Here is a 26,276-nt window from a genome sequence, read left to right on the forward strand (position 1 = left end):
CATGAGTAAGAAAAGACGTGATCGTCATAAAAAAGGACATCAAGAACCCAAATTTGACTTTGATGAAGCAAAAGATTTGACTGTTGGTCAAGTGATTCGTAAGAATGAAGAGGTGGAGGCTGGAGTATTGCCTGAGGACAACATCTTGGACAAATACATCAAACAACACCGTGAAGAGATTGAAGCTGACAAGTTTGAAACTCGTCAGTTTAAAAAAGAAGAACTAGCTTCCACTCAAAGTCTAGAAGATATGATTCAAGAAGTGCGAGAATCTAGCGAGACTTCTGAAGAAGTTGAAGAATCACATCTTGTTACGGAGGAAGTTTCTGGCGATACAGAAGAAACGGAGGCTGCTAGTGTTGTTCTGTCTCCTCTAGATGAGGAAAATGAAGAACTGGAACCACTTGTATTAACCAACACAGCAACAGAAGAAGAGACAGAAAGTCCAGAAGAGGAGGAAGTGATTGTTCCTCTATCACGCTCGGCTCAGGCGGAACCTGAGAAAGACTCCAAGAAAAAGGGAATGATCATCATTGCTTCAGTGGTGGCTGCAATTCTTGTTCTTGCTGGAACGTATTACGTCTACCGACAAGTATCTCGCTCAAACCAAGAAATTCAGGCTTCTCAATCATCTTCAGGCAATCAGGAATCGCAAACCGACTTGCAAGAGTTTAATACGCTCTATGATGCCTTTTATACAGATGAAAATAAGACAGCTTTGAAAAATAGCCAGTTCGATAAGTTGAGTCAACTGAAAACCTTGCTAGATAAGTTAGAAGGTAGTCGTAATCATACATTAGCTAAGTCAAAATACGATAGTTTAGCAACCCAAATCAAGGCCATCCAAGATGTCAATGCCCTCTTTGAAAGTCCGGCAATCACTGACGGTGTCTTGGATACCAATGCGAAAGCTAAAGCAGACGCTAAGTTTACAGAAATCAAAACAGGTAACACAGAATTAGACAAGCTCTTGGATAAGGCCATTAGCCTCGGTAAGAGCCAACAAACCAGTGCTTCTAGTTCAAGTTCAAGCTCTAGTCAAGCAAGTTCAAGTTCAGCTACAGAAAGCAATGCGAGCAGCACGACACCTTCAACAAGTACCACCGCACCAGCTAGAGATACCAATGGTGGTTTGTCTGGCGATGGGGTTAACCTTCAAAGAAGTGCTAGTCGTGTACCCTACAACCAAACAGCTGTAGACGATAGCAACAACCCTGCTTGGACGTTTGCAGATGGTGTTTTGGAACAAATCCTAGCAACATCACGTGCTCGCGGTTATATAACTGGCAACCAATATATCCTAGAACGGGTCAATATCGTAAACGGAAATGGTTATTACAACCTTTACAAACCAGATGGAACCTATCTCTTCACCCTCAACTGTAAGACGGGTTACTTTGTAGGGAATGGTTCTGGTCACGCTGATGACTTGGACTACTAGGAGACCGTTACAAAATTCTTTCCTTTCATAGGTAAAAATGATAAAATAAAACATATTAAACAAGAGGAGTGTCACATGACAAAAGCTAACTTTGGTGTCGTAGGTATGGCCGTAATGGGTCGTAACCTTGCCCTAAATATCGAATCTCGTGGCTATACAGTTGCCATTTACAACCGTAGTAAAGAAAAAACAGAAGATGTGATTGCTTGCCATCCTGAAAAGAACTTTGTGCCAAGCTATGACGTGGAAAGCTTTGTAAACTCAATCGAAAAACCTCGTCGTATCATGCTCATGGTTCAAGCTGGACCTGGTACAGACGCAACTATCCAAGCCCTTCTTCCACACCTTGACAAGGGTGATATCTTGATCGACGGAGGAAATACTTTCTACAAAGATACCATCCGTCGTAACGAAGAGTTGGCTAACTCAGGCATCAACTTTATCGGTACTGGGGTTTCTGGTGGTGAAAAAGGTGCCCTTGAAGGTCCTTCTATCATGCCTGGTGGACAAAAAGAAGCCTACGAATTGGTTGCTGATGTTCTCGAAGAAATCTCAGCCAAAGCACCAGAAGACGGTAAACCATGTGTGACTTACATCGGTCCTGATGGAGCTGGTCACTATGTGAAAATGGTCCACAACGGTATCGAGTATGGTGACATGCAATTGATCGCAGAAAGCTATGACCTCATGCAACACTTGCTCGGTCTTTCTGCAGAAGATATGGCTGAAATCTTTACTGAGTGGAACAAGGGTGAATTGGATAGCTACTTGATTGAAATCACAGCTGATATTCTTGGACGCAAAGACGATGAAGGTCAAGATGGACCAATCGTAGACTACATCCTTGATGCCGCAGGTAATAAGGGAACTGGTAAATGGACTAGCCAATCAGCTCTTGACCTTGGTGTGCCATTGTCACTTATCACGGAGTCAGTATTTGCTCGCTACATCTCTACATACAAAGAAGAGCGTGTACATGCTAGCAAGGTGCTTCCAAAACCAGCTGCCTTCAAGTTTGAAGGTGACAAGGCTGAGTTGATCGAAAAGATCCGTCAAGCCCTTTACTTCTCAAAAATTATCTCATACGCACAAGGTTTTGCTCAATTGCGTGTGGCTTCTAAAGAAAATAACTGGAACTTGCCATTTGCGGACATCGCATCTATCTGGCGCGATGGCTGTATCATCCGTTCACGTTTCTTGCAGAAGATCACTGATGCTTACAACCGTGATGCAGACCTTGCCAACCTTCTCTTGGATGAGTACTTCTTGGATGTCACTGCTCAGTACCAACAAGCAGTGCGTGATATCGTAGCTCTTGCTGTTCAAGCTGGTGTACCAGTACCAACCTTCTCAGCAGCCATTACTTACTTTGATAGCTACCGTTCAGCTGACCTTCCAGCTAACTTAATCCAAGCACAACGTGACTACTTCGGTGCTCACACTTATCAACGTAAAGACAAAGAAGGAACATTCCACTACTCTTGGTATGACGAAAAATAAGTAGGTCTGCCATGGGGAAACGGATTTTATTACTTGAGAAAGAACGAAATCTAGCTCATTTTCTCAGTCTGGAACTCCAAAAAGAGCAATACCGAGTCGATTTGGTAGAGGAGGGGCAAAAAGCCCTCTCCATGGCTCTCCAGACGGACTATGACTTGATTTTACTGAATGCTCATCTGGGGGATATGACGGCCCAGGATTTTGCAGACAAGCTGAGTCGGACAAAACCAGCCTCAGTGATTATGGTCTTGGACCATCGCGAAGAATTGCAAGACCAGATTGAGACAATCCAGCGCTTCGCCGTTTCTTACATCTATAAGCCAGTGATTATTGATAATCTAGTAGCTCGTATTTCAGCGATTTTCCGAGGTCGGGACTTCATTGACCAACACTGTAGTCAGATGAAGGTTCCAACGTCATACCGCAACCTACGTATGGATGTAGAACATCATACCGTTTATCGTGGCGAGGAGATGATTGCTCTGACGCGTCGTGAGTATGACCTCTTGGCTACTCTCATGGGAAGCAAGAAAGTCTTGACTCGTGAGCAGTTATTGGAAAGTGTTTGGAAGTACGAAAGTGCGACAGAGACCAATATCGTGGATGTCTATATCCGTTATCTACGTAGCAAGCTTGATGTAAAAGGTCAAAAAAGCTACATTAAAACCGTGCGTGGTGTTGGTTACACCATGCAAGAATAGAAAAGCAGTTGCAGTTGTGTAACTGCTTTTTTTGAGGGGCTTCTATATATTGACATACAGTCGGGTCTTTGCTACAATCAGTTATGGAGGAAAGATTTAATGAAATTTTTGAAAAAAATGTTGCAAGTTCTACTAGCAGTCTTTTTCTTTGCTTTGCTAGCGACAAGCACCGTCTTTGCGGATGATGCTGATTCAGAAGGCTGGCAATTTGTCCAAGAAAATGGTAGAACCTACTACAAGAAGGGGGACCTCAAAGAAACCTACTGGCGAGTGATTGATGGTAAGTACTATTATTTTGATCCTTTATCTGGAGAGATGGTGGTCGGCTGGCAATATATCCCGTTTCCATCTAAAGGTAGTACAATTGGTCCTTACCCAAATGGTATCAGATTAGAAGGTTCCCCAATGCCAGAATGGTACTACTTTGACAAAAATGGAGTGCTACAAGAGTTTGTTGGTTGGAAAGCATTAGAGGTTAAAACTAAAGACAGTGTTGGAAGAAAGTATGGGGAAAAACGTACAAATCCGGAAGATAAAGAAGAGAAGAGTTTTTACACGAACTATTACTTTAATCGAAATCATTCTTTAGAGACAGGTTGGCTTTATGATCAGTCTAATTGGTATTATCTAGCTAAAACGGAAATTAATGGAGAAAACTATATTGGTGGTGAAAGACGTTCAGGTTGGATAAATGATGGTTCAGCTTGGTACTATCTAGATCCAACAACTGGTATCATGCAAACTGGTTGGAAGCAAATTGGCAATAAGTGGTACTACCTCCGTTCATCAGGAGCTATGACAACTGGCTGGTATCAGGAAGACTCAACTTGGTACTATTTAGATGCTGAAAATGGCGATATGAAAACAGGCTGGCAATATCTTGGTAACAAGTGGTACTATCTCCGTTCATCAGGAGCTATGGCAACTGGTTGGGTGAAAGACGGTTCAACTTGGTACTACCTAAATGCAAGTAATGGAGATATGAAGACAGGTTGGACCAAAGTAAATGGAAACTGGTATTATCTCAATTCAAATGGAGCAATGGTTACAGGTAGCCAAACTATCGATGGTAAAGTTTATAACTTTGCTTCATCTGGTGAGTGGATTTAATCTTGGAGGAGATACAAATGAAGCTTTTGAAAAAAATGATGCAAGTCGCACTAGCAACATTTTTCTTTGGTTTGCTAGCTACAAATACTGTATTTGCGGATACCACAGGTGGCCAATTTGTTGATAAGGACAATAGAAAATATTATGTAAAAGATGATCATAAAGCAATCTATTGGCATAAAATAGACGGAAAAACTTACTATTTTGGTAATAAAGGAGAAATGGTAGTTGGATGGCAATACTTAGAAATTCCTGGAACAGGTTATCGTGATAATTTATTAGATAACCAACCAGTTAATGAAATAGGCCTTCAACAAAAGTGGTACTATTTTGGACAAGATGGTGCTTTGCTAGAACAAACAGATAAACAAGTACTAGAGGCAAAAACGTCTGAAAATACAGGAAAAGTATACGGTGAACAATATACTCCATCTGCTGAAAAGAGAACTTATTATTTTGATAATAATTATGCTGTAAAGACTGGCTGGACTTATGAAGACGGCAATTGGTATTATTTAAATAAGCTAGGAATTTCTGGCGATGATTCTTACAATCCACTACCAATTGGTGAAGTTGCTAAGGGTTGGACTCAAGATTTCCATGTTACTTTTGGCATTGATAGAAGCAAACCTGCTCCATGGTACTACTTAGATCCAACAACTGGCATCATGCAAACAGGTTGGCAACATCTTGGTAATAAATGGTACTATCTCCGTTCATCAGGATCTATGGCGACTGGCTGGTATCAGGAAGGTACCACTTGGTATTATTTAGACCAACCAAATGGCGATATGAAAACTGGTTGGCAAAACCTTGGGAACAAATGGTACTATCTCCGTTCATCAGGATCTATGGCAACTGGCTGGTATCAGGAAGGTTCGACTTGGTATTATCTACATACAAGTAATGGCGATATGAAGACAGGCTGGTTCCTGGTTAATGGAAAATGGTACTATGCTTATAGCTCAGGTGCCTTAGCAGTGAATACCACTGTAGATGGCTATACGGTCAACTATAATGGCGAATGGGTCCAATAATGAAAGAGGCGATTGTGAGGGAAACAATCGCTTTTTTTGTGAAAATATAATAAAATAGATAGGAGAAAATACTACTGTATGAAATGAGACGGTCTTTTCGTCTGGTTAAAGGAAAACATGACAAAAAAAGTTGGTGTCGGTCAGGCACATAGTAAGATTATTTTAATAGGAGAGCACGCTGTTGTATATGGCTATCCTGCCATTTCCCTACCTCTCTTAGAGGTGGAAGTGACTTGTAAGGTAGTCCCTTCTGAAAGTCCATGGCGTCTTTATGAGGAAGATACCTTGTCCATGGCGGTGTATGCTTCACTTGAACATCTAAATATCAAGGATGCCTGCATTCGCTGTGTGATTGATTCGGCTATTCCTGAAAAACGAGGGATGGGTTCGTCAGCGGCTATCAGTATAGCGGCCATTCGAGCTGTTTTTGACTACTATCAAGCTGACCTGCCTCATGATATACTAGAAATCTTGGTCAATCGGGCTGAGATGATTGCCCATATGAATCCGAGTGGTTTGGATGCTAAGACCTGCCTCAGTGACCAACCTATTCGCTTTATTAAAAATGTTGGATTTACAGAGCTTAAGATGGAACTATCCGCTTATTTGGTCATTGCAGATACGGGCGTGTATGGTCACACTCGTGAAGCCATCCAAGTGGTTCAAAGCAAGGGGAAGGATGCCCTACCGTTTTTGCATGCCTTGGGAGAATTGACCCAGCAAGCAGAAGATGCAATTAGACGAAAAGATGCTGAAGGGCTGGGACAAATCCTCAGTCAAGCGCATTTACATTTAAAAGAAATTGGTGTTAGTAGCTCTGAGGCAGACTCCCTCGTTGAAATGGCTCTTAGCCATGGTGCTCTAGGTGCCAAGATGAGTGGTGGTGGGCTAGGAGGCTGTATTATCGCCTTGGTAGCCAATCTGGACCAAGCGCAAGAACTAGCAAAACGATTAGAAGAGAAAGGAGCTGTTCAGACATGGATCGAAAGCCTGTAACAGTACGTTCCTACGCAAATATTGCCATTATCAAATACTGGGGAAAGAGAAAAGAAAAAGAGATGGTTCCTGCTACTAGCAGTATTTCTTTAACTTTGGAAAATATGTATACAGAGACGACCTTGTCACCTCTGCCAGCCCATGCGACAGCTGATGCCTTTTATATCAATGGTCAGCTCCAAAATGAGGCGGAGCATGCCAAGATGAGCAAAATCATCGACCGCTATCGTCCAGCAGGTGAGGGCTTTGTCCGTATCGATACCCAAAACAACATGCCGACTGCAGCGGGTTTATCCTCCAGTTCCAGCGGTTTGTCCGCCTTGGTAAAGGCTTGCAATGCTTATTTCCAGCTTGGTTTGGATCGGAGTCAGTTGGCACAGGAGGCTAAGTTCGCTTCAGGTTCTTCCTCTCGTAGTTTTTATGGACCACTCGGTGCCTGGGACAAGGATAGTGGGGAGATTTACCCTGTAGAGACAGACTTGAAACTAGCTATGATTATGTTGGTGCTAGAAGACAAGAAAAAACCAATCTCTAGCCGTGATGGGATGAAACTTTGTGTGGAAACTTCGACGACTTTTGATGACTGGGTGCGTCAGTCTGAGAAGGACTATCAGGATATGCTGCTTTATCTCAAGGAAAATGACTTTACCAAAGTTGGGGAATTAACGGAGGAAAATGCCCTTGCTATGCACGCTACGACAAAAACAGCATCACCAGCCTTTTCTTATCTGACGGATGCGACTTATGAGGCCATGGACTTTGTCCGCCAGCTTCGTGAGCAAGGGGAATCCTGCTACTTTACCATGGATGCGGGTCCCAATGTCAAGGTCCTCTGTCAGGAGAAAGACTTGGAACACCTCTCAGAACTCTTAGGTCAACGTTATCGCTTGATTGTGTCAAAAACAAAGGATTTGAGCCAAGATGATTGCTGTTAAAACTTGCGGAAAACTATACTGGGCAGGTGAATATGCCATTTTAGAGCCAGGGCAGTTGGCCTTGATAAAGGCGATACCTATCTATATGAAGGCTGAGATTGCTTTTTCAGACAGCTACCGTATCTACTCAGATATGTTTGATTTCGCAGTGGACTTGACGCCAAATCCTGCCTACAGTTTGATTCAAGAAACAATTGCTTTGATGAATGATTTCCTTGCTAATCGTGGTCAGACTTTGCGTCCTTTTTCCTTGGAAATCCGAGGGAAAATGGAACGAGAAGGGAAAAAGTTTGGTCTAGGATCTAGTGGCAGTGTCGTTGTCTTGGTTGTCAAGGCTCTGCTAGCTCTGTATAATCTTTCGATTGATCAGGAACTCTTGTTCAAGCTGGCTAGCTCGGTCTTGCTCAAGAGAGGCGATAATGGCTCCATGGGAGACCTTGCCTGTATAGTGGCAGAGGATTTGGTTCTCTACCAATCTTTTGATCGAAAGAAGATAGCTGCTTGGTTGGAAGAAGAAAACTTGGCGACAGTTTTAGAGCGTGATTGGGGCTTTTCTATCTCACAAGTGCAACCAGCTCTAGAATGTGATTTTCTAGTGGGATGGACCAAGGAAGTGGCTGTGTCTAGTAATATGGTCCAACAAATCAAACAAAATATCAATCCGAATTTTTTAACTTCCTCAAAAGCAACGGTGACTGCTTTGGTAGAAGCCTTGGAGCAGGGGGATGCAGAAAACATCATCGAGCAGGTGGAAACAGCCAGCCAGCTCTTAGAAGGCTTGAGCCCAGATATTTACACACCTTCGCTGAGACAGCTGAAAGAAGCCAGTCAAGATTTGCAAGCCGTTGCCAAGAGCAGTGGAGCTGGTGGTGGTGACTGTGGGATTGCCTTGAGTTTTGATGTGCAATCAACTGAAACCTTAAAAAATCGCTGGGCCGATCTGGGGATTGAGCTCTTATACCAAGAAAGGATTGGACATGACGACAAATCGTAAGGACGAGCACATCCGCTATGCCCTTGAGCAAAAAAACTCCTATAATAGCTTTGATGAGGTGGAGTTGATTCATTCATCCCTACCCCTTTATGACCTAGATGAGATTGATTTGTCTACAGAATTTGCAGGTCGCAAGTGGGACTTTCCTTTTTATATCAATGCCATGACGGGTGGAAGTGATAAGGGGAGAGAAATCAATCAAAAGTTGGCTCAGGTGGCAGAAGCCTGTGGGATTTTGTTTGTGACGGGTTCTTATAGCGCAGCCCTCAAGGATCCAACAGACGACTCTTTTTCTGTCAAATCTAGCCATCCAAATCTCCTCCTTGGAACCAATATTGGTCTGGACAAGCCGGTTGAGTTGGGACTTCAGACTGTAGAAGCGATGAATCCTCTTCTCCTGCAAGTGCACGTCAATGTTATGCAGGAATTGCTCATGCCTGAGGGAGAAAGGAAGTTCCGAAGCTGGCAATCGCATCTGGCAGACTATAGCAAGCAAATTCCCGTTCCCATCATTTTAAAGGAAGTGGGTTTTGGCATGGATGCCAAGACCATCGAGAGAGCCTATGAACTGGGGGTTCGAACCTTTGACCTGTCAGGTCGTGGTGGCACCAGTTTTGCCTATATCGAAAACCGTCGCAGTGGCCAACGTGATTACCTTAATCAATGGGGGCAGTCTACTATGCAAGCCCTTCTTAATGCCCAAGACTGGAAAGACAAGGTTGAACTTTTGGTCAGTGGAGGTGTTCGGAACCCGCTTGATATGATTAAGTGTCTGGTCTTTGGCGCCAAGGCTGTGGGATTGTCACGAACCATTCTGGAATTGGTTGAAACCTACTCGGTCGAGGAAGTGATTAGCATCATCCAAGGATGGAAAGAAGATCTACGTTTGATCATGTGTGCTCTTAACTGTACCGCCATAGCGGATCTGCAAAAAGTAGACTACATTCTATATGGAAAACTAAAAGAAGCGAATGATCAGAAATAAAGAGGTCGGGACAAGAATCCCGCCCTTTTTGTAGCCTTCTGTCAACCGCTTTTTTCCATCCTCAGACCGAGGTGACTTTTTTGAATTGTGATAAAATAGAAGGGAGAGGATGCAGCTATGAAAAAATTTCAAATCTTTTTATTTATCGAATCCTGTCTGTTGACGGGAGCTCTGATTTTGATGGTATCAGAGCATTTTTCGCGTTTTCTGCTGATTCTGTTCCTCTTTTTACTCTTACTGCGCTATTATACAGGTAAAGAGGGCAACAACGTCTTCCTCCTTGTGGCGACCATTCTCTTCTTCTTCATCGTCATGCTTAATCCCTTTGTGATTTTAGCTATCTTTGTAGCAGTCATATACAGTCTCTTTCTTCTTTACCCAATGATGAACCAAGAAAAAGAGGAGACTGACCTGGTTTTTGAAGAGGTGGTGACAGTAAAAAATGAACGCAATCCCTGGTTTGGCAATCTTCATCATTTTTCTAGTCACCAGACCTGCCAGTTTGATGATATCAATCTCTTTCGCCTTATGGGCAAGGACACCATTCATTTGGAAAGAGTTATCCTAACCAATCATGACAATGTCATTATCCTTAGAAAAATGGTCGGAACGACTAGGATTATCGTACCTGTAGATGTGGAAATTAGTCTTAGTGTTAACTGTCTTTATGGAGATCTTACCTTCCTTCATCAACCTAAGAGATCCCTTCGCAATGAACACTATCATCAGGAAACCAGAGACTACCTCAAGAGTAACAAGAGCGTCAAAATTTTCCTAACCAGTATGATTGGAGATGTGGAGGTGGTCAGAGGATGAAAAAGCAATCTTATCTGTTGATCGGCCTGACTGCTCTCCTTTTTATTCTCTTTTTGACCAATAGTCTGCTTGATATTCTCAATCTTGATTGGTCCTATTTGCTACAGGATATCGAGAAAACAGAGAAACTCATCTTCTTGATCTTGGTCTTTAGCCTTTCCATGTCCTTCTTTTTTGTCCTTTTTTGGCGGGTGATGGAAGAAATTTCTCGCAGAAAAATGCAGATCAATCTCAAGCGACTGCTAGCAGGAAAAGAGGTGGTTTCTTTTGCAGATCCAGACTTGGATGCCAGTTTCAAGTCCTTATCTGGCAAGCTCAATCTCTTGACAGAAGCTGTTCAAAAGGCTGAAAATCAAGGCCTGGTCAGGGAAGAAGCACTTATCGAGAAAGAACGCAAACGGATAGCACGTGACTTGCACGATACAGTTAGTCAGGAGTTGTTTGCAGCCCATATGATTTTATCAGGTGTCATCCAGCAGGCTTTGAAGCTGGATAGAGAAAAGATGCAGACCCAGTTGCAAAGTGTTGCAGCTATTCTTGAAACAGCCCAGAAAGATTTGCGGGTCTTGCTCTTGCATTTGCGCCCAGTGGAGTTGGAAGAGAAGAGTCTAGTTGAGGGGATTCAAATCCTCTTAAAAGAGCTTGAGGACAAGAGTGATCTCAAGGTCAGTCTCAAGCAAAATGTGTCTAAATTGCCGAAGAAGATTGAAGAACATATCTTCCGCATATTGCAGGAATTGATCAGCAATACCCTCCGCCATGCCCAGGCATCTTGTCTGGATGTCTACCTCTATCAGACAGATGTTGAATTGCAGCTGAAGGTGGTGGATAATGGGATTGGCTTCCAGTTAGGGAGTTTAGACGACTTGAGTTATGGACTGCGAAATATCAAGGAGCGGGTAGAAGATATGGCAGGGACGGTTCAACTCTTGACAGCTCCAAAGCAAGGATTGGCGGTTGATATCCGTATCCCCTTGCTAGATAAGGAATCATAAAGGAGTATAGATGAAAATTTTACTGGTAGATGACCATGAAATGGTCCGATTGGGCTTGAAAAGCTACTTTGACCTCCAAGACGATGTAGAAGTTGTGGGCGAGGCAGCCAATGGATCTCAAGGTATTGAGTTGGCCTTGGAACTGCGCCCAGATGTCATTGTCATGGATATTGTCATGCCTGAGATGAATGGGATTGATGCAACCTTGGCTATTCTCAAAGAATGGCCTGAAGCCAAGATTTTGATTGTGACCTCTTACCTAGACAATGAAAAAATCATGCCGGTCTTGAACGCGGGTGCTAAAGGCTATATGCTCAAGACTTCAAGTGCAGACGAACTGCTCCACGCTGTTCGTAAGGTTGCTTCTGGAGAGCTTGCTATTGAACAAGAGGTCAGCAAAAAGGTCGAATACCACCGCAATCATATCGAGCTTCATGAAGAACTGACTGCGCGTGAGCGAGACGTGCTTCAACTCATCGCCAAGGGCTACGAAAATCAGCGCATCGCAGATGAACTCTTTATCTCTCTCAAGACGGTCAAGACCCACGTGTCCAACATCCTAGCCAAGCTTGAGGTCAGCGATCGCACTCAGGCTGCAGTCTATGCCTTTCAGCACCACTTGGTAGGGCAGGAGGATTTTTAGATGAATCTTACAGATTTACTTGTGGAGCTAGAAGCGGGAAAAGACCCTGAGAAAGCAGGCCCAATGGAAGCCTATATGCGCCATCAATTTCCCTTTCTAGGCATTGCAGGTCCTGAAAGAAATTCACTCTATAAAAAGTATTTTCCAGAAGCGAAAAAAACAAAGATTATCGATTGGGATTTTATAGACACTTGCTGGGAAAAGGAGCCTAGAGAATACCAATATGTGGCTGCCAACTATTTGAAAGCCATGCAGTCTTATCTAACGAAGGACGATTTGCCTAAGCTTGAGCGCCTGGTTGTGACCAAGTCATGGTGGGATACGGTAGATATTCTAGACCGAGTAGTAGGAAGTTTGGTATATGACAAGCCAGAACTGGGAGAAATCATCCTCCAATGGAGTTTATCAGATAATATCTGGCTGAGACGAGTCGCTATTGACCACCAGTTGTTAAGGAAAGAGAAAACAAATGTCCAACTGATGGAAAAGATCCTGCTCAACAATCTGGACCAGACAGAATTTTTTATCAACAAAGCCATCGGCTGGGCTCTAAGAGACTACTCTAAAACCAATCCGGAATGGGTAGCAAGCTTCATCGAAAAAAACAGGGAAAGAATGGCTGAACTCAGTATTAGGGAAGCAAGCAAGTACCTTTAGCATCATTGAAAAGCGCATTCATGACTTGAAAAATAAGGTTAATCTATGATATAATGGACTGTATTAAAAAATTTAAGGAGAAATGACAGAATGTCTGTATCATTTGAAAACAAAGAAACAAACCGTGGTGTCTTGACTTTCACTATCTCTCAAGACCAAATCAAACCAGAATTGGACCGTGTCTTCAACTCAGTAAAGAAATCTCTTAACGTTCCAGGTTTCCGTAAAGGTCACCTTCCACGTCCTATCTTCGACCAAAAATTTGGTGAAGAGTCACTTTACCAAGACGTTATGAACGCTCTTTTGCCAAACGCTTATGAAGCTGCAGTAAAAGAAGCTGGTCTTGAAGTCGTTGCACAACCAAAAATCGATGTGACTTCAATGGAAAAAGGTCAAGACTGGGTTATCACAGCTGAAGTCGTGACAAAACCTGAAGTTAAATTGGGTGACTACAAAAACCTTGAAGTATCAGTAGATGTAGAAAAAGAAGTAACGGACGCTGACGTTGAAGAACGTATCGAACGCGAGCGTAACAACTTGGCTGAATTGGTTATCAAAGAAGGCGCTGCTGAAAATGGCGACACTGTTGTGATTGACTTCGTTGGTTCTATCGACGGTGTTGAATTTGACGGTGGAAAAGGTGAAAACTTCTCACTTGGACTTGGATCAGGTCAATTCATCCCTGGTTTCGAAGACCAATTGGTTGGACACTCAGCTGGTGAAACTGTTGATGTTATCGTAACATTCCCAGAAGACTACCAAGCAGAAGACCTTGCAGGTAAAGAAGCTAAATTCGTAACAACTATCCACGAAGTAAAAGCTAAAGAAGTTCCAGCTCTTGATGATGAACTTGCAAAAGATATCGACGAAGAAGTGGAAACTCTTGACGAATTGAAAGAAAAATACCGCAAAGAATTGACTGCTGCGAAAGAAGAAGCATACAAAGATGCCGTTGAAGGTGCAGCAATCGATAAAGCTGTAGAAAATGCTGAAATCGTAGAACTTCCAGAAGAAATGATCCACGAAGAAGTTCACCGTTCAGTAAATGAATTCCTTGGAAACTTGCAACGCCAAGGGATCAACCCTGACATGTACTTCCAAATCACTGGAACTACTCAAGAAGACCTTCACAAACAATACGAAGCAGAAGCTGAGTCACGTACGAAGACTAACCTTGTTATCGAAGCAGTTGCCAAAGCTGAAGGATTTGACGCTTCAGAAGAAGAAATCCAAAAAGAAATCGAGCAATTGGCAGCAGACTACAACATGGAAGTTGCACAAGTGCAAAACTTGCTTTCAGCTGACATGTTGAAACACGATATCACTATCAAAAAAGCTGTTGAATTGATCACAAGCACTGCAACAGTAAAATAATCTTAAAAGAGAAAAAGCCCACCTGACTAGGTGGGTTTTTTGGTGCACTATTTTCCAAAAATCTCTTTAAGGTCTGCGTCTGTAATCCCAATCATAGCGGGAATACTAGACCAGTTTTCCTCGGTGAGGATGTAGGATTGTTCAGAGTCACTTGGTGTGGCAGTTTCAGAGAAAACTTGTTTACTTTCTTCAATATTAGTTTCAATTAAATCACTGAAACGCTCAATCAGATAGGTCTTGCGGGCAGTCCCGATATGCTTGACTGCATAGTCAAAGGCCTGTAATTCACCAAGAAGGATGAGCTTGCTCTTGGCCCGTGTAATGGCTGTGTAGATGAGATTTCGCTCCAGCATGCGCTTGCTAGCACTGGTGATGGGCAGGATGACAACAGAAAACTCACTTCCCTGAGACTTATGAATACTCATGGCATAGGCTAGTCGAATTTTGTACCATTCATTACGTGGGTAGACGACTTCATTGCCATCAAAATCAATGACAATCTCGTCTTGTTTGGACTCGGTGTATTTTCCAGGAATCAGGTCTGTGATGTAGCCTAGATCTCCGTTAAAGACATTAACTTCGGCGTCGTTGACTAGGTGAATGACCTTATCTCCTGTTCGATAGTGACACTGAGTTGCTTCAAAGCTAACTTGCCCCTTTTGCTGAGGATTGAGCAGGTCTTGCATAAGCTGGTTGATGGCGTCAATACCAGCAGTTCCTCGATACATGGGCGCTAGCACCTGAATATCACGAGCCGGAATGCCACTTCTGAGGGCAGCACCAAGAATTTTCTCAATCGTAGCTGGGATATGGCCACTAGCGATTTCAAAGTAAGAACGGTCAGCTTTTTTCTGGGTAAAGTCAGCTGGCAAGATGCCTTGTCGAATCTGACTCGCCAAGGTAACGATAGTTGATTCTTCGCTCTGACGGTAAATCCGTTCCAAGCGAGTCTGCGGAATCAGAGGTATCTGGAGCAGGTCTGCAAGGACTTGTCCGGGACTAACAGAAGGCAATTGGTCGCTATCCCCTACGATGAGAATTTTACTGTTAGAAGAGATGTTGGAGAAAAGTTGGTTGGCTAGCCAAGTGTCCACCATAGAAAACTCATCTACAATGATAAAGTCGGCATCCAGATAATCTTCCAGATGGCTAGTATCATCGTCTCCCGTCATCCCCAAATGACGGTGTATGGTCGCGCTAGGCAAACCTGTCAATTCATTCATGCGCCGAGCTGCTCGACCAGTTGGTGCGGCGAGAAGAATAGGTAAGTTGCTCTTTTTCTTGAGTTCGAGTCCTTCAAGCAGGGCATAGACAGCGATAATCCCATTGATAACAGTCGTCTTACCTGTACCAGGTCCACCTGTTAGGATAAAGACCTTGTTCTGGATAGCGTCGCAGATAGCCTGTTTTTGAATGCTATCGTACTGAATCCCCAGTTCTTGCTCGACAGTAGAGATATGCTTGTGAATGGTTTCTAGATCCTGACTTTTCTGCTTCCCTTTTTCAAGGATACGAACCAAGTGACTGCGGATGCCTTCTTCAGCGAAAAAGAGGCTGTTATCAAAGATTTTGGTATCAATCTGCTGAACCTTGTCTTCTTCAATCAGATGAGATAATTCCTGAGCGACTTGGCTGGGATCCAGTTCCACGGGACGGGAAGACTCGAGGAGAGTCAGGGTCTGTTCCAGCAAATCACGGGCTTCCATATAGGTATTACCCGTATCCATACAACCATGAAAGAGACTGTGGACAAGGCCAGCACGGAAACGCTCGGGAGCTTGGCTTTCGATACCTAGTTCGGCGGCTAATTGGTCAGCAATGGTAAAGCCCAAACCCTTGATATCCTCAACCAGTTGATAGGGATAATTTTCGACAATATCCAGCGTTTCTTCCTTGTAAAAATCTTGAATCTGAAAGGCTAGTTTATTGGGAATGCCGTAGTTGGCAAGTTTAGCCAAGACCATTTCTGTCCCATAGTTGAGACGGAGGGTGGAGACAAAAGCCTCACGGTTTTTGGCAGAGAGTCCAGCAATGCTTTCCAGCTTTTCAGGATGCTCCAGAATTTCGTCTATGGTATTGTCACCGTAGCTATCAACGATTTTTTGAGCTGTTTTGAGTCCAATTCCCTTAAAATGACTGCTAGAGAAATATTTGACCAAGCCCTTACTAGTGGGTTTTGCTCGCTCATAACGACTGATTTGTAGCTGTTCCCCATACTTGGAGTGCTGAACGATTTGCCCCCAAAAAGTATAGTCTTCGCCCTCAATCACGTCCGCCATGGTTCCTGTAACGATGATTTCAAAATCGTCAAAGTCCTCCGCATTAGTATCTTCGATATCTAAGAGGAGGATGCGATAGAAATTACTGACATTTTCAAAAATAATGCGTTCAATGGTGCCTGAAAAATAAACTTCCATAGGTTTCCTTTACATAAGTTCGTGAGAGTTGGTTCTTAGCAATTTTGAAAAAACTAGATGACTAAACGGTTTATTCTCACAATAGAAAAAGAGACTGAGACTTAGCATTCTCGGCCTCTTCCTTATCTTAAAATGTTCCGATACGGTTAAGTGGCCAGAAACGGAATTTTGCTTCGCCTTTGATTTCGCTGGCCTTGAAGGTACCAACATGGCGGCTGTCGCTAGAGACTAGACGATCGTCACCAAGGAGAAGGTACTCACCTTGAGGGACAGTAAAGCTGAAGCTGGTATTGGAATTGACATCGACCGTAAAGGCTTGTGCTTTTTGAGCAAGTTCTCTAAAGTAAACTCCTTTGTTTCCTTCGAATCCCTTTCCAGTATAGGTGTTTTGCAACTTTTCTGTTTTGAACAAGTTGAGGTATTCAGCTAGGTAGGGTTCATTCGTTTCTTCACCGTTGATAAAAAGTTTATCATTTTCGTAGCGGATGGTATCTCCAGGCATGCCGATAACCCTTTTGACAATGTCTTTATTTCCGTCTTCCTCATGCGCAACCACGATGTCGAAGCGGTCAATTGGGAGGTGTTTGACAACGAAGAGAACCTCTCCGTCGGCTAGGGTAGGGTCCATCGAGTGTCCTTCTACACGGACATTGCTCCAAAGAAAGATACGACTAAGACCTACCAGTGCGATAATCAGGAAGAAAACTCCCCATTCTTTTAGAAATGTTTTAAACGAATTCATAATTTACCTTTCTAGAAGTGCTTTGGCTTTTTCAGTGTTTTTAAAGTGAAGTTTGGCGCAGAAATGAAGTCCTTTCATGCCATAGGCCTGAAGGATTTTACTAGCAACCTTATCAGATGCAGTTCCAGCGCCACTTGGCAGTTGATAGCCCAGTTCTCGTCCCAGATTTTCCAAGTTTTCAAGGAAGAGATCACGAGCGATGATGGAGCTAACCGCAACAGCCAGGTATTTGCCCTCGGCTTTTTCTTCCAAACTAACCTTGTTTGGGAAACGGTTGGCTTCTTGCGCTAAGTACTTATCATAGTTTTTTGGACTAGTAAAGGCATCAATCACGATTTTCTCTGGCTGGACTCCGTTTTGAAGCAGGAGAAAGATAGCCTGATTGTGAAGGGCAACCTTTACAGAAACAGCATTGTAACGCTCTCCGATAACTTCGTTGTACTTGCTCGGTGAAAGGAGGAGCGCTTGGTGTGGAATCTTCTCCTTGAGGATAGGGGCAATCTGACGAATCTTTTGGTCTGTCAGAGTCTTGGAATCCCCCACGCCGAGTTTTCGCAAGAAGTCGTGCTGGTCAGGTGTCACGAAGGAAGCCACGACAGCCAACCCGCCAAAGTAGGAACCATTTCCCACCTCATCAGTTCCAATCATAGGAAAATCTTGTCCACTGTTTTCTTGTTGAACTTGATAACCAAAGAAACTAGCGTAGTGCTCAGCAGCTTCGCCTTGCAGGAGGACTTTTCCAGAAGTATAGATGGAAACTGTTGCCTGAGGCAGTCGCAAAAAATAGCGGATATAGGGATTTTTACTAGGACTGAGAGCCTTCTGATACTGACTTAAAAAGCTCTGAATTTCCTGTTCACTGGGTGTGAGTGTGATACTTGCCATAGTCTCTATTGTACCACAAAAGCAGGAGAATTGGTAAAAACTGACAAAGTTAGCGAAATTTGGTATAATATCGTGAGGTGAATTTTATGGCAAATCTAAATCGATATAAGTTTACATTCGGGAAAAAGACATTAACCTTGACAACCGAGCATGACAACCTCTTTATGGAGGAAATTGCCAAGGTTGCGACTGAAAAATACCAAGCAATTAAAGAACAAATGCCTGGGGCGGATGATGAGACCATTGCGCTTCTTTTGGCGGTCAACTGTCTGTCTACACAGCTCAATCGTGAAATTGAATTTGATGACAAGGAGCAAGAGTTGTTAGAACTCCGTCACAAGTTGATTGCTGTCAAACAAGAACAGAGCAAGATTGAGGACTCCCTATGATTTCAATCCTACTCTTATTGGTTCTGGCTTGGGGCTTTTACATCGGCTACCGTAGAGGTTTGGTCCTGCAAGTTTATTATTTCCTCGTGGCAGTGATTTCAGCCTTTGTTGCGGGACAGTTTTATAAATCACTGGGTGACCACTTCCACTTGCTTGTCCCTTATGCCAATCCTCAGGAAGGACAGGGCACCTTTTTCTTCCCTTCAGACCAGCTGTTTCACCTAGACAAGGTCTTTTATGCGGGTCTAGCCTACCTTTTAGTTTTCGGAATTTGTTACAGTATCGGACGTTTTATCGGTTTGTTCCTGCACTTGATTCCAACTAAAAAGCTCGATGTCAAATGGTTGCGTATCGGAGCAGGCGTTTTGTCTCTATTGGTAACCTTATTTGTCTTACAAATGGCTCTGACCATTCTCGCAACAGTGCCTCTGGCAGTCATTCAAAATTCACTCGAAAAAAGTATAGTAGCCAAAAACATCATCCAAAGTGTCCCTTTTACGACAAACTTTATCAAACAACTCTGGGTGACAAATTTAATCGGATAAAAAGGGCGGGATTTTTCCTAGCCCTTTGTTTACAGATTTGGGGACTAGGTCAAAACCTCTAGTTGCTATAATCTTATAAACAAGCATACAAGGAAAGAATATGAATACAAAAATACTAGAAACCTTAGAATTTAATAAAATCAAAGCCTTGTTTGAACCCCATCTCCTGACTGAACAAGGCTTAGAGGAGCTAAAAGGCTTAGCTCCAACTGCCAAGGTGGATAAAATCAAACAAGCCTTTACAGAGATGGAGGAAATGCAAGCCCTATTTGTGGAGCAACCTCACTTTACCATCCTAGCGACGCGTGAGATATCAGCTGTTTGCAAGCGTCTGGAGATGGGGGCGGACCTCAATATCGAGGAATTTTTACTCATCAAACGGGTCTTGCTTGCTAGCAGAGAGTTGCAAAGTTTTTATGCCAATCTCGAAAACGTACGCTTGGCACAGTTGGCGAGATGGTTTGAAAAACTGCATGATTTTCCACACTTGCAGGGGAATCTTCAAGCCCTAAATGACGCAGGATTTATCGAGAATTTTGCCAGCGAAGAACTAGCACACATTCGTCGGAAAATCCATGATAGCGAGAGTCAGGTCCGAGATGTTTTACACGACCTGCTCAAGCATAAAGCTCAGATGTTGACGGAAGGGATTATTGCTAGTAGAAATGGGCGTCAAGTCTTACCCGTCAAGAATACCTACCGCAACAAGATTGCGGGTGTTGTTCATGACATCTCTGCCAGTGGGAATACAGTCTATATCGAACCCCGTGAGGTCGTGAAACTGAGCGAAGAAATCGCGAGTCTGCGAGCTGATGAGCGCTATGAGATGATTCGCATCCTGCAGGAATTATCGGAACGGGTCCGTCCTCATGCTGCAGAAATTGCTAATGACGCTTGGATTATCGGCCATCTGGATCTGATTCGTGCTAAGGTGCGTTTCATCCAAGAAAGACAAGCAGTTGTTCCTCAACTTTCAGAGAATCAAGAGATTCAACTCCTTCATGTTCGCCATCCTTTGGTCAAAAATGCTGTCGCAAACGATGTACACTTTGGTAAGGAATTAACGGCCATTGTCATTACAGGTCCCAATACTGGTGGGAAGACCATCATGCTCAAAACTCTGGGCTTGACTCAACTCATGGCCCAGTCAGGCTTGCCCATTTTAGCTGATAAGGGGAGCCGAGTCGGTATTTTCGAAGAAATCTTCGCAGATATTGGGGATGAGCAGTCTATCGAACAAAGCTTGTCTACCTTTTCCAGCCACATGACCAATATAGTAGATATTCTTAGCAAGGTCAACCAACACTCGCTTTTATTGCTAGATGAGCTTGGGGCAGGGACCGATCCGCAGGAAGGTGCAGCCCTTGCCATGGCTATTTTGGAGGATCTTCGTTTACGTCAGGTTAAGACCATGGCGACGACCCACTATCCAGAACTCAAGGCCTACGGTATTGAGACAGCCTTTGTGCAAAATGCCAGCATGGAGTTTGATACAGCCACTCTGCGTCCAACCTATCGCTTTATGCAGGGAGTTCCTGGCCGAAGCAATGCCTTTGAAATTGCTAAACGCCTTGGCTTGTCAGATGTCATTGTCGGGGATGCCAGCCAGCAGGTCAACCAAGATAATGATGTCAACCGCATCATTGAACAATTGGAAGAGCAAACGCTTGAAAGCCGTAAACGCTTGGACAATATCCGTGAGGTGGAGCAAGAAAACCTCAAGATGAACCGAGCACTCAAAAAACTCTACAACGAACTCAATCGCGAGAAGGAAACAGAGCTTAACAAGGCGCGTGAACAAGCTGCTGAGATTGTGGAACTCGCTCTAAGTGAGAGTGACCAGATTCTCAAAAATCTCCATAGCAAATCTCAACTCAAACCCCATGAAATCATTGAAGCCAAGGCTGAGCTGAAAAAACTGGCCCCTGAAAAAGTCTACTTGTCTAAAAACAAGGTCCTTCAAAAAGCCAAGAAAAAACGAGCTCCGAGGGTGGGGGATGATATCGTGGTTATCAGTTATGGTCAGCGTGGAACCTTGACTAATCAGCAAAAGGATGGCCGTTGGGAAGCTCAAGTCGGCTTGATCAAGATGACCTTGGAAGAGAAAGAATTTGATCTTGTTCAGACTCAACAAGAAGCCCCAGTCAAGAAAAAACAAGTCAATGTCGTGAAACGTGCTTCTGGACGTGGTCCGCAAGCAAGACTGGATCTCCGAGGCAAACGTTATGAAGAAGCCATGAATGAGCTGGACGCCTTTATTGACCAAGCCCTGCTTAATAATATGGCTCAGGTAGACATCATCCACGGTATCGGAACGGGAGTCATCCGTGAAGGAGTTACCAAATACCTGCAAAGAAACAAGCATGTCAAGAGTTTCGGCTATGCTCCTCAGAATGCTGGGGGCAGTGGCGCAACCATTGTGATCTTTAAAGGTTAGAAAAAAAGAGTGCTTCTCTTTTTTTGAAAAAGAAGTGAAAATCCATCTTTTTTCAAATAATATATTGACAAAAGCTAACTTTTCTTGTAAAATAATAAAAAATTAAATACCAACACCGAATGAAGTTTAATAGAAGTGGAGAAAGGTTTGTTTTCCATGACTGTAAATGGACGGAACTCTGGAGAGACCGTAAAGGCACCGAAGGGGCAAGGCAGAAAACTGCTCAAACTCTCAGGTAAAAGGACAGAGCTAGGATAGACCGCTTTTTGGCATTTATCTAAGCATTCCAGAGTACATGTATCTTGCATGTGCTCTTTCTTTTGGGGTTGAAAGATAGGAGTAGGACATGTTAGAATTGCTAAAAGCGCTTGATGCTTTCGTTTGGGGACCTCCCCTCTTAATCTTATTGGTCGGAACGGGTATCTATTTGACCATCCGACTAGGCCTTTTGCAGGTAACTCGTCTCCCTAAGGCCTTTCAGTTGATTTTTACCAAGGACAAGGGACATGGCGATGTGTCGAGCTTTGCAGCTCTTTGTACAGCTCTAGCTGCCACCGTTGGTACGGGAAATATCATTGGAGTTGCGACAGCTATTAAGGTTGGGGGGCCAGGTGCTCTCTTTTGGATGTGGATGGCAGCCTTCTTTGGGATGGCAACCAAGTATGCTGAAGGCTTGCTGGCTATCAAGTACCGCACCAAGGATGCAAATGGAGCTGTAGCTGGAGGCCCCATGCACTACATCCTTTTGGGAATGGGAGAAAAGTGGCGTCCACTTGCTATCTTCTTTGCCCTAGCGGGTGTATTGGTAGCCCTTCTAGGAATTGGTACCTTTACCCAAGTCAATTCAATTACAGAATCTATCCAAAATACAGCTCAAATTGATCCAGCTATCACAGCTCTCGTTTTATCTGTTTTTGTCGCGATTGCAGTCTTTGGTGGACTCAAATCCATATCAAAAGTTTCGACAGCAGTTGTTCCATTTATGGCTATTGTCTATATTCTAGGAACCTTGATTGTGATTTTCTTTAATATCGAGAAAATCCCAGCCACACTTGCCCTCATCTTTACCTCTGCTTTTAGCCCTGTAGCTGCAGTAGGAGGATTTGCAGGTGCGACTATCCGTACTGCAATCCAAAATGGTGTGGCGAGAGGAGTCTTCTCTAACGAATCTGGTCTTGGTTCAGCTCCGATCGCAGCTGCTGCGGCTAAGACAAATGAGCCTGTTGAGCAAGGCTTGATTTCTATGACAGGGACCTTTATTGATACGTTGATTATCTGTACTCTGACAGGTCTGACAATCTTGGTAACTGGGGTTTGGAGCGGTGATTTGAATGGAGTAGCGCTTACCCAGTCAGCCTTCTCAACAATTTTTTCGCATTTTGGCCCTGCTCTTTTGACCATATTTTTGGTTCTCTTTGCCTTTACGACAATTCTCGGCTGGAATTACTACGGAGAGCGCTGTTTCGAGTTTCTGTTTGGTGTTCGCTTTATCTGGCTCTATCGAGTGGTCTTTGTGCTCATGGTCTTGTTGGGAGGTTTTATCGAGTTGGACATGGTCTGGATTATTGCTGATATTGTCAATGCCTTGATGGCTCTACCTAACTTGATTGCCCTTTTGGTCTTATCACCAGTCGTTGTTGCCGAGACTAAGAAGTATTTTAAGAACTAATCCAATCACACTTTTAGTGTGATTTTTTCATTTCATAAACATTTCCTATCATGGCAATTGAAAATATATATTATCCAAAGAAGAAATTCTATGATAGACTAAATGACAATAAAATGAAAAGAGGTTTCTTATGACAAGATTTACCATCCACACAGTAGAATCTGCTCCAGCAGAAGTAAAAGAAGTTCTGGAAACAGTACAAAAAGACAACAATGGCTATATTCCCAATCTGATTGGTCTCTTGGCCAATGCTCCTACTGCTCTAGAAGCCTACCGAACTGTCGGAGCCATCAACCGCCGTAATAGCCTAACCCCAGTTGAGAGAGAAGTGGTGCAAATCACAGCTGCGGTAACCAATGGATGTGCCTTCTGTGTCGCAGGTCACACTGCCTTTTCGATCAAACAGATCCAAATGAATGATGATCTTCTCCAAGCCCTCCGCAACCGAACTCCAATCGAGTCAGATTCTAAGCTAGATACCCTAGCCAAGTTTACCTTGGCAGTCATCAATACCAAGGGTCGTGTAGGAGATGAAGCGCTTAGTGAATTTTTAGAAGTCGGTTATACCCAGCAAAATGCCTTGGATGTTGTTCTCGGTGTCAGCCTAGCCAGCCTTTGCAACTATGCCAACAACCTAGCCAATACACCAATTAATCCAGAATTGCAACCCTATGCCTAGTTGAAATCATGAAGAAAAAAATGAAGGCTGAGTAATCCAGTCTTCATTTTTCTATGCTATTTTAAGCGCTTTTATGCTATACTAATAATAACATGATTATTGGAGGATCGGATGAAAAAGCTCCCCTTGGTATTTTCTGGCTGTTTATTAGGTCTAGCAGGTGCAGGAAATCTGATTGCAGATACTTGGCCAGTTCTCTCTCATTTATTTAGTTTGACTGGATTAGTTTTGTGGATTTTCTTTCTCCTTCTTCATCTAAGAAATTGGTCTGAAACCAAGCAAGAATTGACCAAGCCCCCTCTTTTGTCTGGGATGGCTACCTTTCCCATGGCTGGGATGATTTTGTCGACCTATGTCTTTCGCGTATTCCCTGCTCTTCCTTTGGTAGCACAAGGGATCTGGTGGTTTTCATTTCTCTTGGATTTGGCTTTGATTGCTACTTTTACCATCAAATTTGCCTGTCCAGGTCGGAAGGTCAATGCGACTCCAAGCTGGACGGTGCTCTATGTGGGGATAGCAGTAGCGGCCTTGACCTATCCTCTGGTAGGCATTATTGAGATTGCCTATGCGACCTTGAGTTTTGGTTTTGTCTTGACCTTCTATCTCTATCCCCTTATTTATAGGGATTTAAAGAAAACTCCACTCCCAGCGGCCTTGCTTGGACAGGAAGGAATCTACTGTGCTCCCTTTTCTCTACTCCTGGCATCCCTAGTTCGAGTTGGAGGAGCAGGTTTACCGACTTGGCTCTTGATCGTCATGATTTTGGCCTCTCAATCCTTCTTTTTCTTTGTTTTAACTCGCTTGCCTAATATTTTAAAACAAGGCTTTCAACCAGCCTTCTCAGCCCTCACCTTCCCAACCGTTATCACAGCTACTTCGCTCAAGATGGCTCAGGGAATTTTGAAACTTCCATTTCTGGATTATCTGGTGTTGGCTGAAACTGTTATATGCCTCACTATTTTATTCTTTGTATTGGGTGCTTATCTGATTTGGTTACGAAAAAAGGTCTAGCTAGAAATAGCTAGGCCTTATTTTTTATAGTTTGATAACTTCAGCGCCACCCATGTATGGACGAAGTGCTTCTGGAATAGTTACAGAACCATCTGCATTTTGATAGTTTTCAAGAATTGCAGCCACTGTACGTCCAACTGCAAGTCCAGAACCGTTCAAGGTATGAAGGAGTTTCACCTTGCCATCGGCTTCATCACGGTAGCGAATTTGAGCACGACGGGCTTGGAAATCTTCTGTATTTGAACAGCTTGAGATTTCACGATAGGTATTTTGCGCTGGAATCCAAACTTCCAAGTCGTAAGTTTTAGCAGCTGAGAAGCCCATGTCCCCAGTAGAGAGGGCAACGACACGGTATGGAAGGTTGAGTTTTTGAAGAATATTTTCAGCGTTGGCTGTCATTTTTTCCAATTCTTCGTAAGATTCTTCTGGTTTGGCAAATTTTACCATTTCAACCTTGTGGAATTGGTGCAGACGAATCAAACCACGTGTATCACGACCAGCTGAACCAGCCTCAGAACGGAAAGATGGACTCATAGCGGTAAAGTAGATTGGTAGGTCTTTTCCGTCAAGGATTTCATCACGGTAGTAGTTTGTAAGAGGAACTTCAGCTGTGGGAATGAGGACATAATTAGTGTCTTTCAATTCAAAAGTATCTTCTTTGAATTTTGGATATTGACCAGTACCAAACATAGAGTCATGGTTAACTATGTAAGGCGTGATGACTTCCGTATAGCCCTCTTTACCATGCTCATCCAACATGAAGTTGTAGATAGCACGTTCCAAACGAGCCCCAAGACCTTTATAGAAGAGGAAGCGAGCGCCCGTTACTTTTCCCCCACGTTCCCAGTCAAGGATACCAAGGTCTTCACCAAGATCCCAGTGAGCTTTTGGCTCGAAGTCAAACTCACGTGGAGTACCCCAACGACGAACTTCCACATTGTCATCTTCATCAGCTCCGATAGGAACACTGTCAGCAGGGATATTTGGAAGAGTAGTGGTAAATTCTGTCAATTTAGCATCGATGTCTGCCAATTCAGCATCCAAGGCTTTGACTTCAGCAGATAGGGTTTGCATCGCAGCAATCTTGTCATCGGCATTTTCCTTGTTTCGCTTGGCTTGGGCAATCTCAGCAGAAACTGTGTTACGTTCTGCTTTGAGAGTTTCAACCTTGACCAAGATGTCACGACGTTTAGCATCGATTTCTTTCATCTCGTTTAAGACTGCAGCATCTACACCACGTGTAGCCAATTTTTCAGCGACAGCATCAAAGTCTGTACGAATACGTTTGATATCTAACATAAGTCCTCCTTTATATGAA

The 26,276-nt window shown here is 43.5% G+C and carries 24 protein-coding genes and 1 riboswitch; of the genes, 20 read left to right on the forward strand and 4 right to left on the reverse strand.

Translation table 11 applies throughout. The features are described 5' to 3' along the window. Position 1 precedes the first annotated feature (1 nt). The 14 genes from mapZ (at position 2) to tig (ending at position 14,184) form a co-directional block, all read left to right on the forward strand. Positions 2-1,441: a cell division site-positioning protein MapZ gene (mapZ, locus tag HMPREF8571_RS04270; protein ID WP_000039237.1), complete on the forward strand. Its 1,440-nt coding sequence runs from the start codon at positions 2-4 to the stop codon at positions 1,439-1,441. A 75-nt stretch (positions 1,442-1,516) separates the two neighbouring features. Beyond that, on the forward strand, positions 1,517-2,941 hold the full coding sequence (gndA, locus tag HMPREF8571_RS04275) for an NADP-dependent phosphogluconate dehydrogenase (protein WP_000158765.1): 1,425 nt from the start codon (positions 1,517-1,519) through the stop codon (positions 2,939-2,941). 11 nt (positions 2,942-2,952) lie between these two features. Then, a complete protein-coding gene (locus tag HMPREF8571_RS04280) occupies positions 2,953-3,642 on the forward strand; it encodes a response regulator transcription factor (RefSeq protein ID WP_000518001.1) in 690 nt (229 codons plus the stop codon). 99 nt (positions 3,643-3,741) lie between these two features. After that, entirely contained in the window at positions 3,742-4,752 is a 1,011-nt protein-coding gene (gene cbpJ, locus HMPREF8571_RS04285) for a choline-binding protein CbpJ (RefSeq protein ID WP_000670352.1), read from the forward strand. A gap of 17 nt (positions 4,753-4,769) precedes the next feature. Beyond that, positions 4,770-5,789, forward strand: coding sequence for a choline-binding protein CbpC (gene cbpC / locus HMPREF8571_RS04290; RefSeq protein ID WP_000771068.1), 1,020 nt, complete (start codon positions 4,770-4,772; stop codon positions 5,787-5,789). 117 nt (positions 5,790-5,906) lie between these two features. Then, entirely contained in the window at positions 5,907-6,785 is an 879-nt protein-coding gene (gene mvk / locus HMPREF8571_RS04295; RefSeq protein ID WP_000163325.1) for a mevalonate kinase, read from the forward strand. Further along, on the forward strand, positions 6,767-7,720 hold the full coding sequence (mvaD, locus tag HMPREF8571_RS04300; protein WP_000375375.1) for a diphosphomevalonate decarboxylase: 954 nt from the start codon (positions 6,767-6,769) through the stop codon (positions 7,718-7,720). Before mvk ends, mvaD begins: the two co-directional genes overlap by 19 nt. Further along, positions 7,707-8,714: a phosphomevalonate kinase gene (locus tag HMPREF8571_RS04305; RefSeq protein ID WP_000562388.1), complete on the forward strand. Its 1,008-nt coding sequence runs from the start codon at positions 7,707-7,709 to the stop codon at positions 8,712-8,714. Before mvaD ends, HMPREF8571_RS04305 begins: the two co-directional genes overlap by 14 nt. Further along, positions 8,698-9,699 (forward strand): type 2 isopentenyl-diphosphate Delta-isomerase, encoded by a 1,002-nt coding sequence (gene fni, locus HMPREF8571_RS04310; protein WP_000210632.1) that lies wholly within the window; start codon positions 8,698-8,700, stop codon positions 9,697-9,699. Before HMPREF8571_RS04305 ends, fni begins: the two co-directional genes overlap by 17 nt. A 117-nt stretch (positions 9,700-9,816) precedes the next feature. Beyond that, positions 9,817-10,515: a cell wall-active antibiotics response protein LiaF gene (gene liaF, locus HMPREF8571_RS04315; protein WP_000714495.1), complete on the forward strand. Its 699-nt coding sequence runs from the start codon at positions 9,817-9,819 to the stop codon at positions 10,513-10,515. Next, a complete protein-coding gene (locus HMPREF8571_RS04320; protein ID WP_000744924.1) occupies positions 10,512-11,510 on the forward strand; it encodes a sensor histidine kinase in 999 nt (332 codons plus the stop codon). Before liaF ends, HMPREF8571_RS04320 begins: the two co-directional genes overlap by 4 nt. A gap of 10 nt (positions 11,511-11,520) precedes the next feature. Beyond that, the gene (locus HMPREF8571_RS04325) at positions 11,521-12,153 is read left to right on the forward strand and encodes a response regulator transcription factor (protein WP_000698422.1); all 633 of its coding nucleotides are present in this window, start codon (positions 11,521-11,523) and stop codon (positions 12,151-12,153) included. After that, a complete protein-coding gene (locus HMPREF8571_RS04330; RefSeq protein ID WP_001054497.1) occupies positions 12,154-12,810 on the forward strand; it encodes a DNA alkylation repair protein in 657 nt (218 codons plus the stop codon). 90 nt (positions 12,811-12,900) lie between these two features. After that, the gene (gene tig, locus HMPREF8571_RS04335; protein ID WP_000116500.1) at positions 12,901-14,184 is read left to right on the forward strand and encodes a trigger factor; all 1,284 of its coding nucleotides are present in this window, start codon (positions 12,901-12,903) and stop codon (positions 14,182-14,184) included. A 47-nt stretch (positions 14,185-14,231) separates the two neighbouring features. Here the strand turns inward: tig and HMPREF8571_RS04340 are convergent, their stop codons facing one another. The 3 genes from HMPREF8571_RS04340 to rnhC all read right to left on the reverse strand — a co-directional run bounded on the left by HMPREF8571_RS04340 (position 14,232) and on the right by rnhC (position 18,228). Continuing rightward, positions 14,232-16,601, reverse strand: coding sequence for an ATP-dependent RecD-like DNA helicase (locus HMPREF8571_RS04340; protein ID WP_000454532.1), 2,370 nt, complete (start codon positions 16,599-16,601; stop codon positions 14,232-14,234). 127 nt (positions 16,602-16,728) lie between these two features. Continuing rightward, complete coding sequence (gene lepB, locus HMPREF8571_RS04345) at positions 16,729-17,343, reverse strand: signal peptidase I (protein ID WP_001083993.1); 615 nt, start codon at positions 17,341-17,343, stop codon at positions 16,729-16,731. A gap of 3 nt (positions 17,344-17,346) precedes the next feature. Then, entirely contained in the window at positions 17,347-18,228 is an 882-nt protein-coding gene (gene rnhC, locus HMPREF8571_RS04350) for a ribonuclease HIII (protein ID WP_000146897.1), read from the reverse strand. An 86-nt stretch (positions 18,229-18,314) separates the two neighbouring features. On the opposite strand from rnhC, the gene zapA reads away from it, so the two are divergent. From zapA to HMPREF8571_RS04380, 6 genes are all read left to right on the forward strand, one after another. Then, positions 18,315-18,617, forward strand: a complete 303-nt coding sequence (gene zapA, locus HMPREF8571_RS04355; protein WP_000002028.1) for a cell division protein ZapA — start codon at positions 18,315-18,317, stop codon at positions 18,615-18,617. Further along, on the forward strand, positions 18,614-19,162 hold the full coding sequence (locus tag HMPREF8571_RS04360) for a CvpA family protein (RefSeq protein WP_000623535.1): 549 nt from the start codon (positions 18,614-18,616) through the stop codon (positions 19,160-19,162). Before zapA ends, HMPREF8571_RS04360 begins: the two co-directional genes overlap by 4 nt. Before the next feature lie 100 nt (positions 19,163-19,262). Next, positions 19,263-21,599, forward strand: coding sequence for an endonuclease MutS2 (locus HMPREF8571_RS04365; RefSeq protein WP_001092919.1), 2,337 nt, complete (start codon positions 19,263-19,265; stop codon positions 21,597-21,599). Positions 21,600-21,767: 168 nt separating this feature from the next. Beyond that, a riboswitch (glycine riboswitch) is annotated at positions 21,768-21,856 on the forward strand. 89 nt (positions 21,857-21,945) lie between these two features. Then, positions 21,946-23,268 carry an alanine/glycine:cation symporter family protein gene (locus HMPREF8571_RS04370; protein ID WP_000891452.1) on the forward strand — a complete coding sequence of 441 codons (1,323 nt, stop codon included), beginning with the start codon at positions 21,946-21,948 and terminating at the stop codon, positions 23,266-23,268. Between the two features lie 130 nt (positions 23,269-23,398). Next, entirely contained in the window at positions 23,399-23,947 is a 549-nt protein-coding gene (locus HMPREF8571_RS04375) for a carboxymuconolactone decarboxylase family protein (RefSeq protein ID WP_000196656.1), read from the forward strand. A 111-nt stretch (positions 23,948-24,058) separates the two neighbouring features. Then, positions 24,059-24,958: a TDT family transporter gene (locus HMPREF8571_RS04380; RefSeq protein WP_000735942.1), complete on the forward strand. Its 900-nt coding sequence runs from the start codon at positions 24,059-24,061 to the stop codon at positions 24,956-24,958. 24 nt (positions 24,959-24,982) lie between these two features. On the opposite strand, the gene serS is transcribed toward HMPREF8571_RS04380, so the two are convergent. Continuing rightward, on the reverse strand, positions 24,983-26,257 hold the full coding sequence (serS, locus tag HMPREF8571_RS04385; RefSeq protein ID WP_000884226.1) for a serine--tRNA ligase: 1,275 nt from the start codon (positions 26,255-26,257) through the stop codon (positions 24,983-24,985). Positions 26,258-26,276 lie beyond the last annotated feature (19 nt).

Source organism: Streptococcus mitis ATCC 6249 (assembly GCF_000146585.1).
Classification (GTDB): Bacteria; Bacillota; Bacilli; order Lactobacillales; family Streptococcaceae; genus Streptococcus; species Streptococcus mitis_AZ.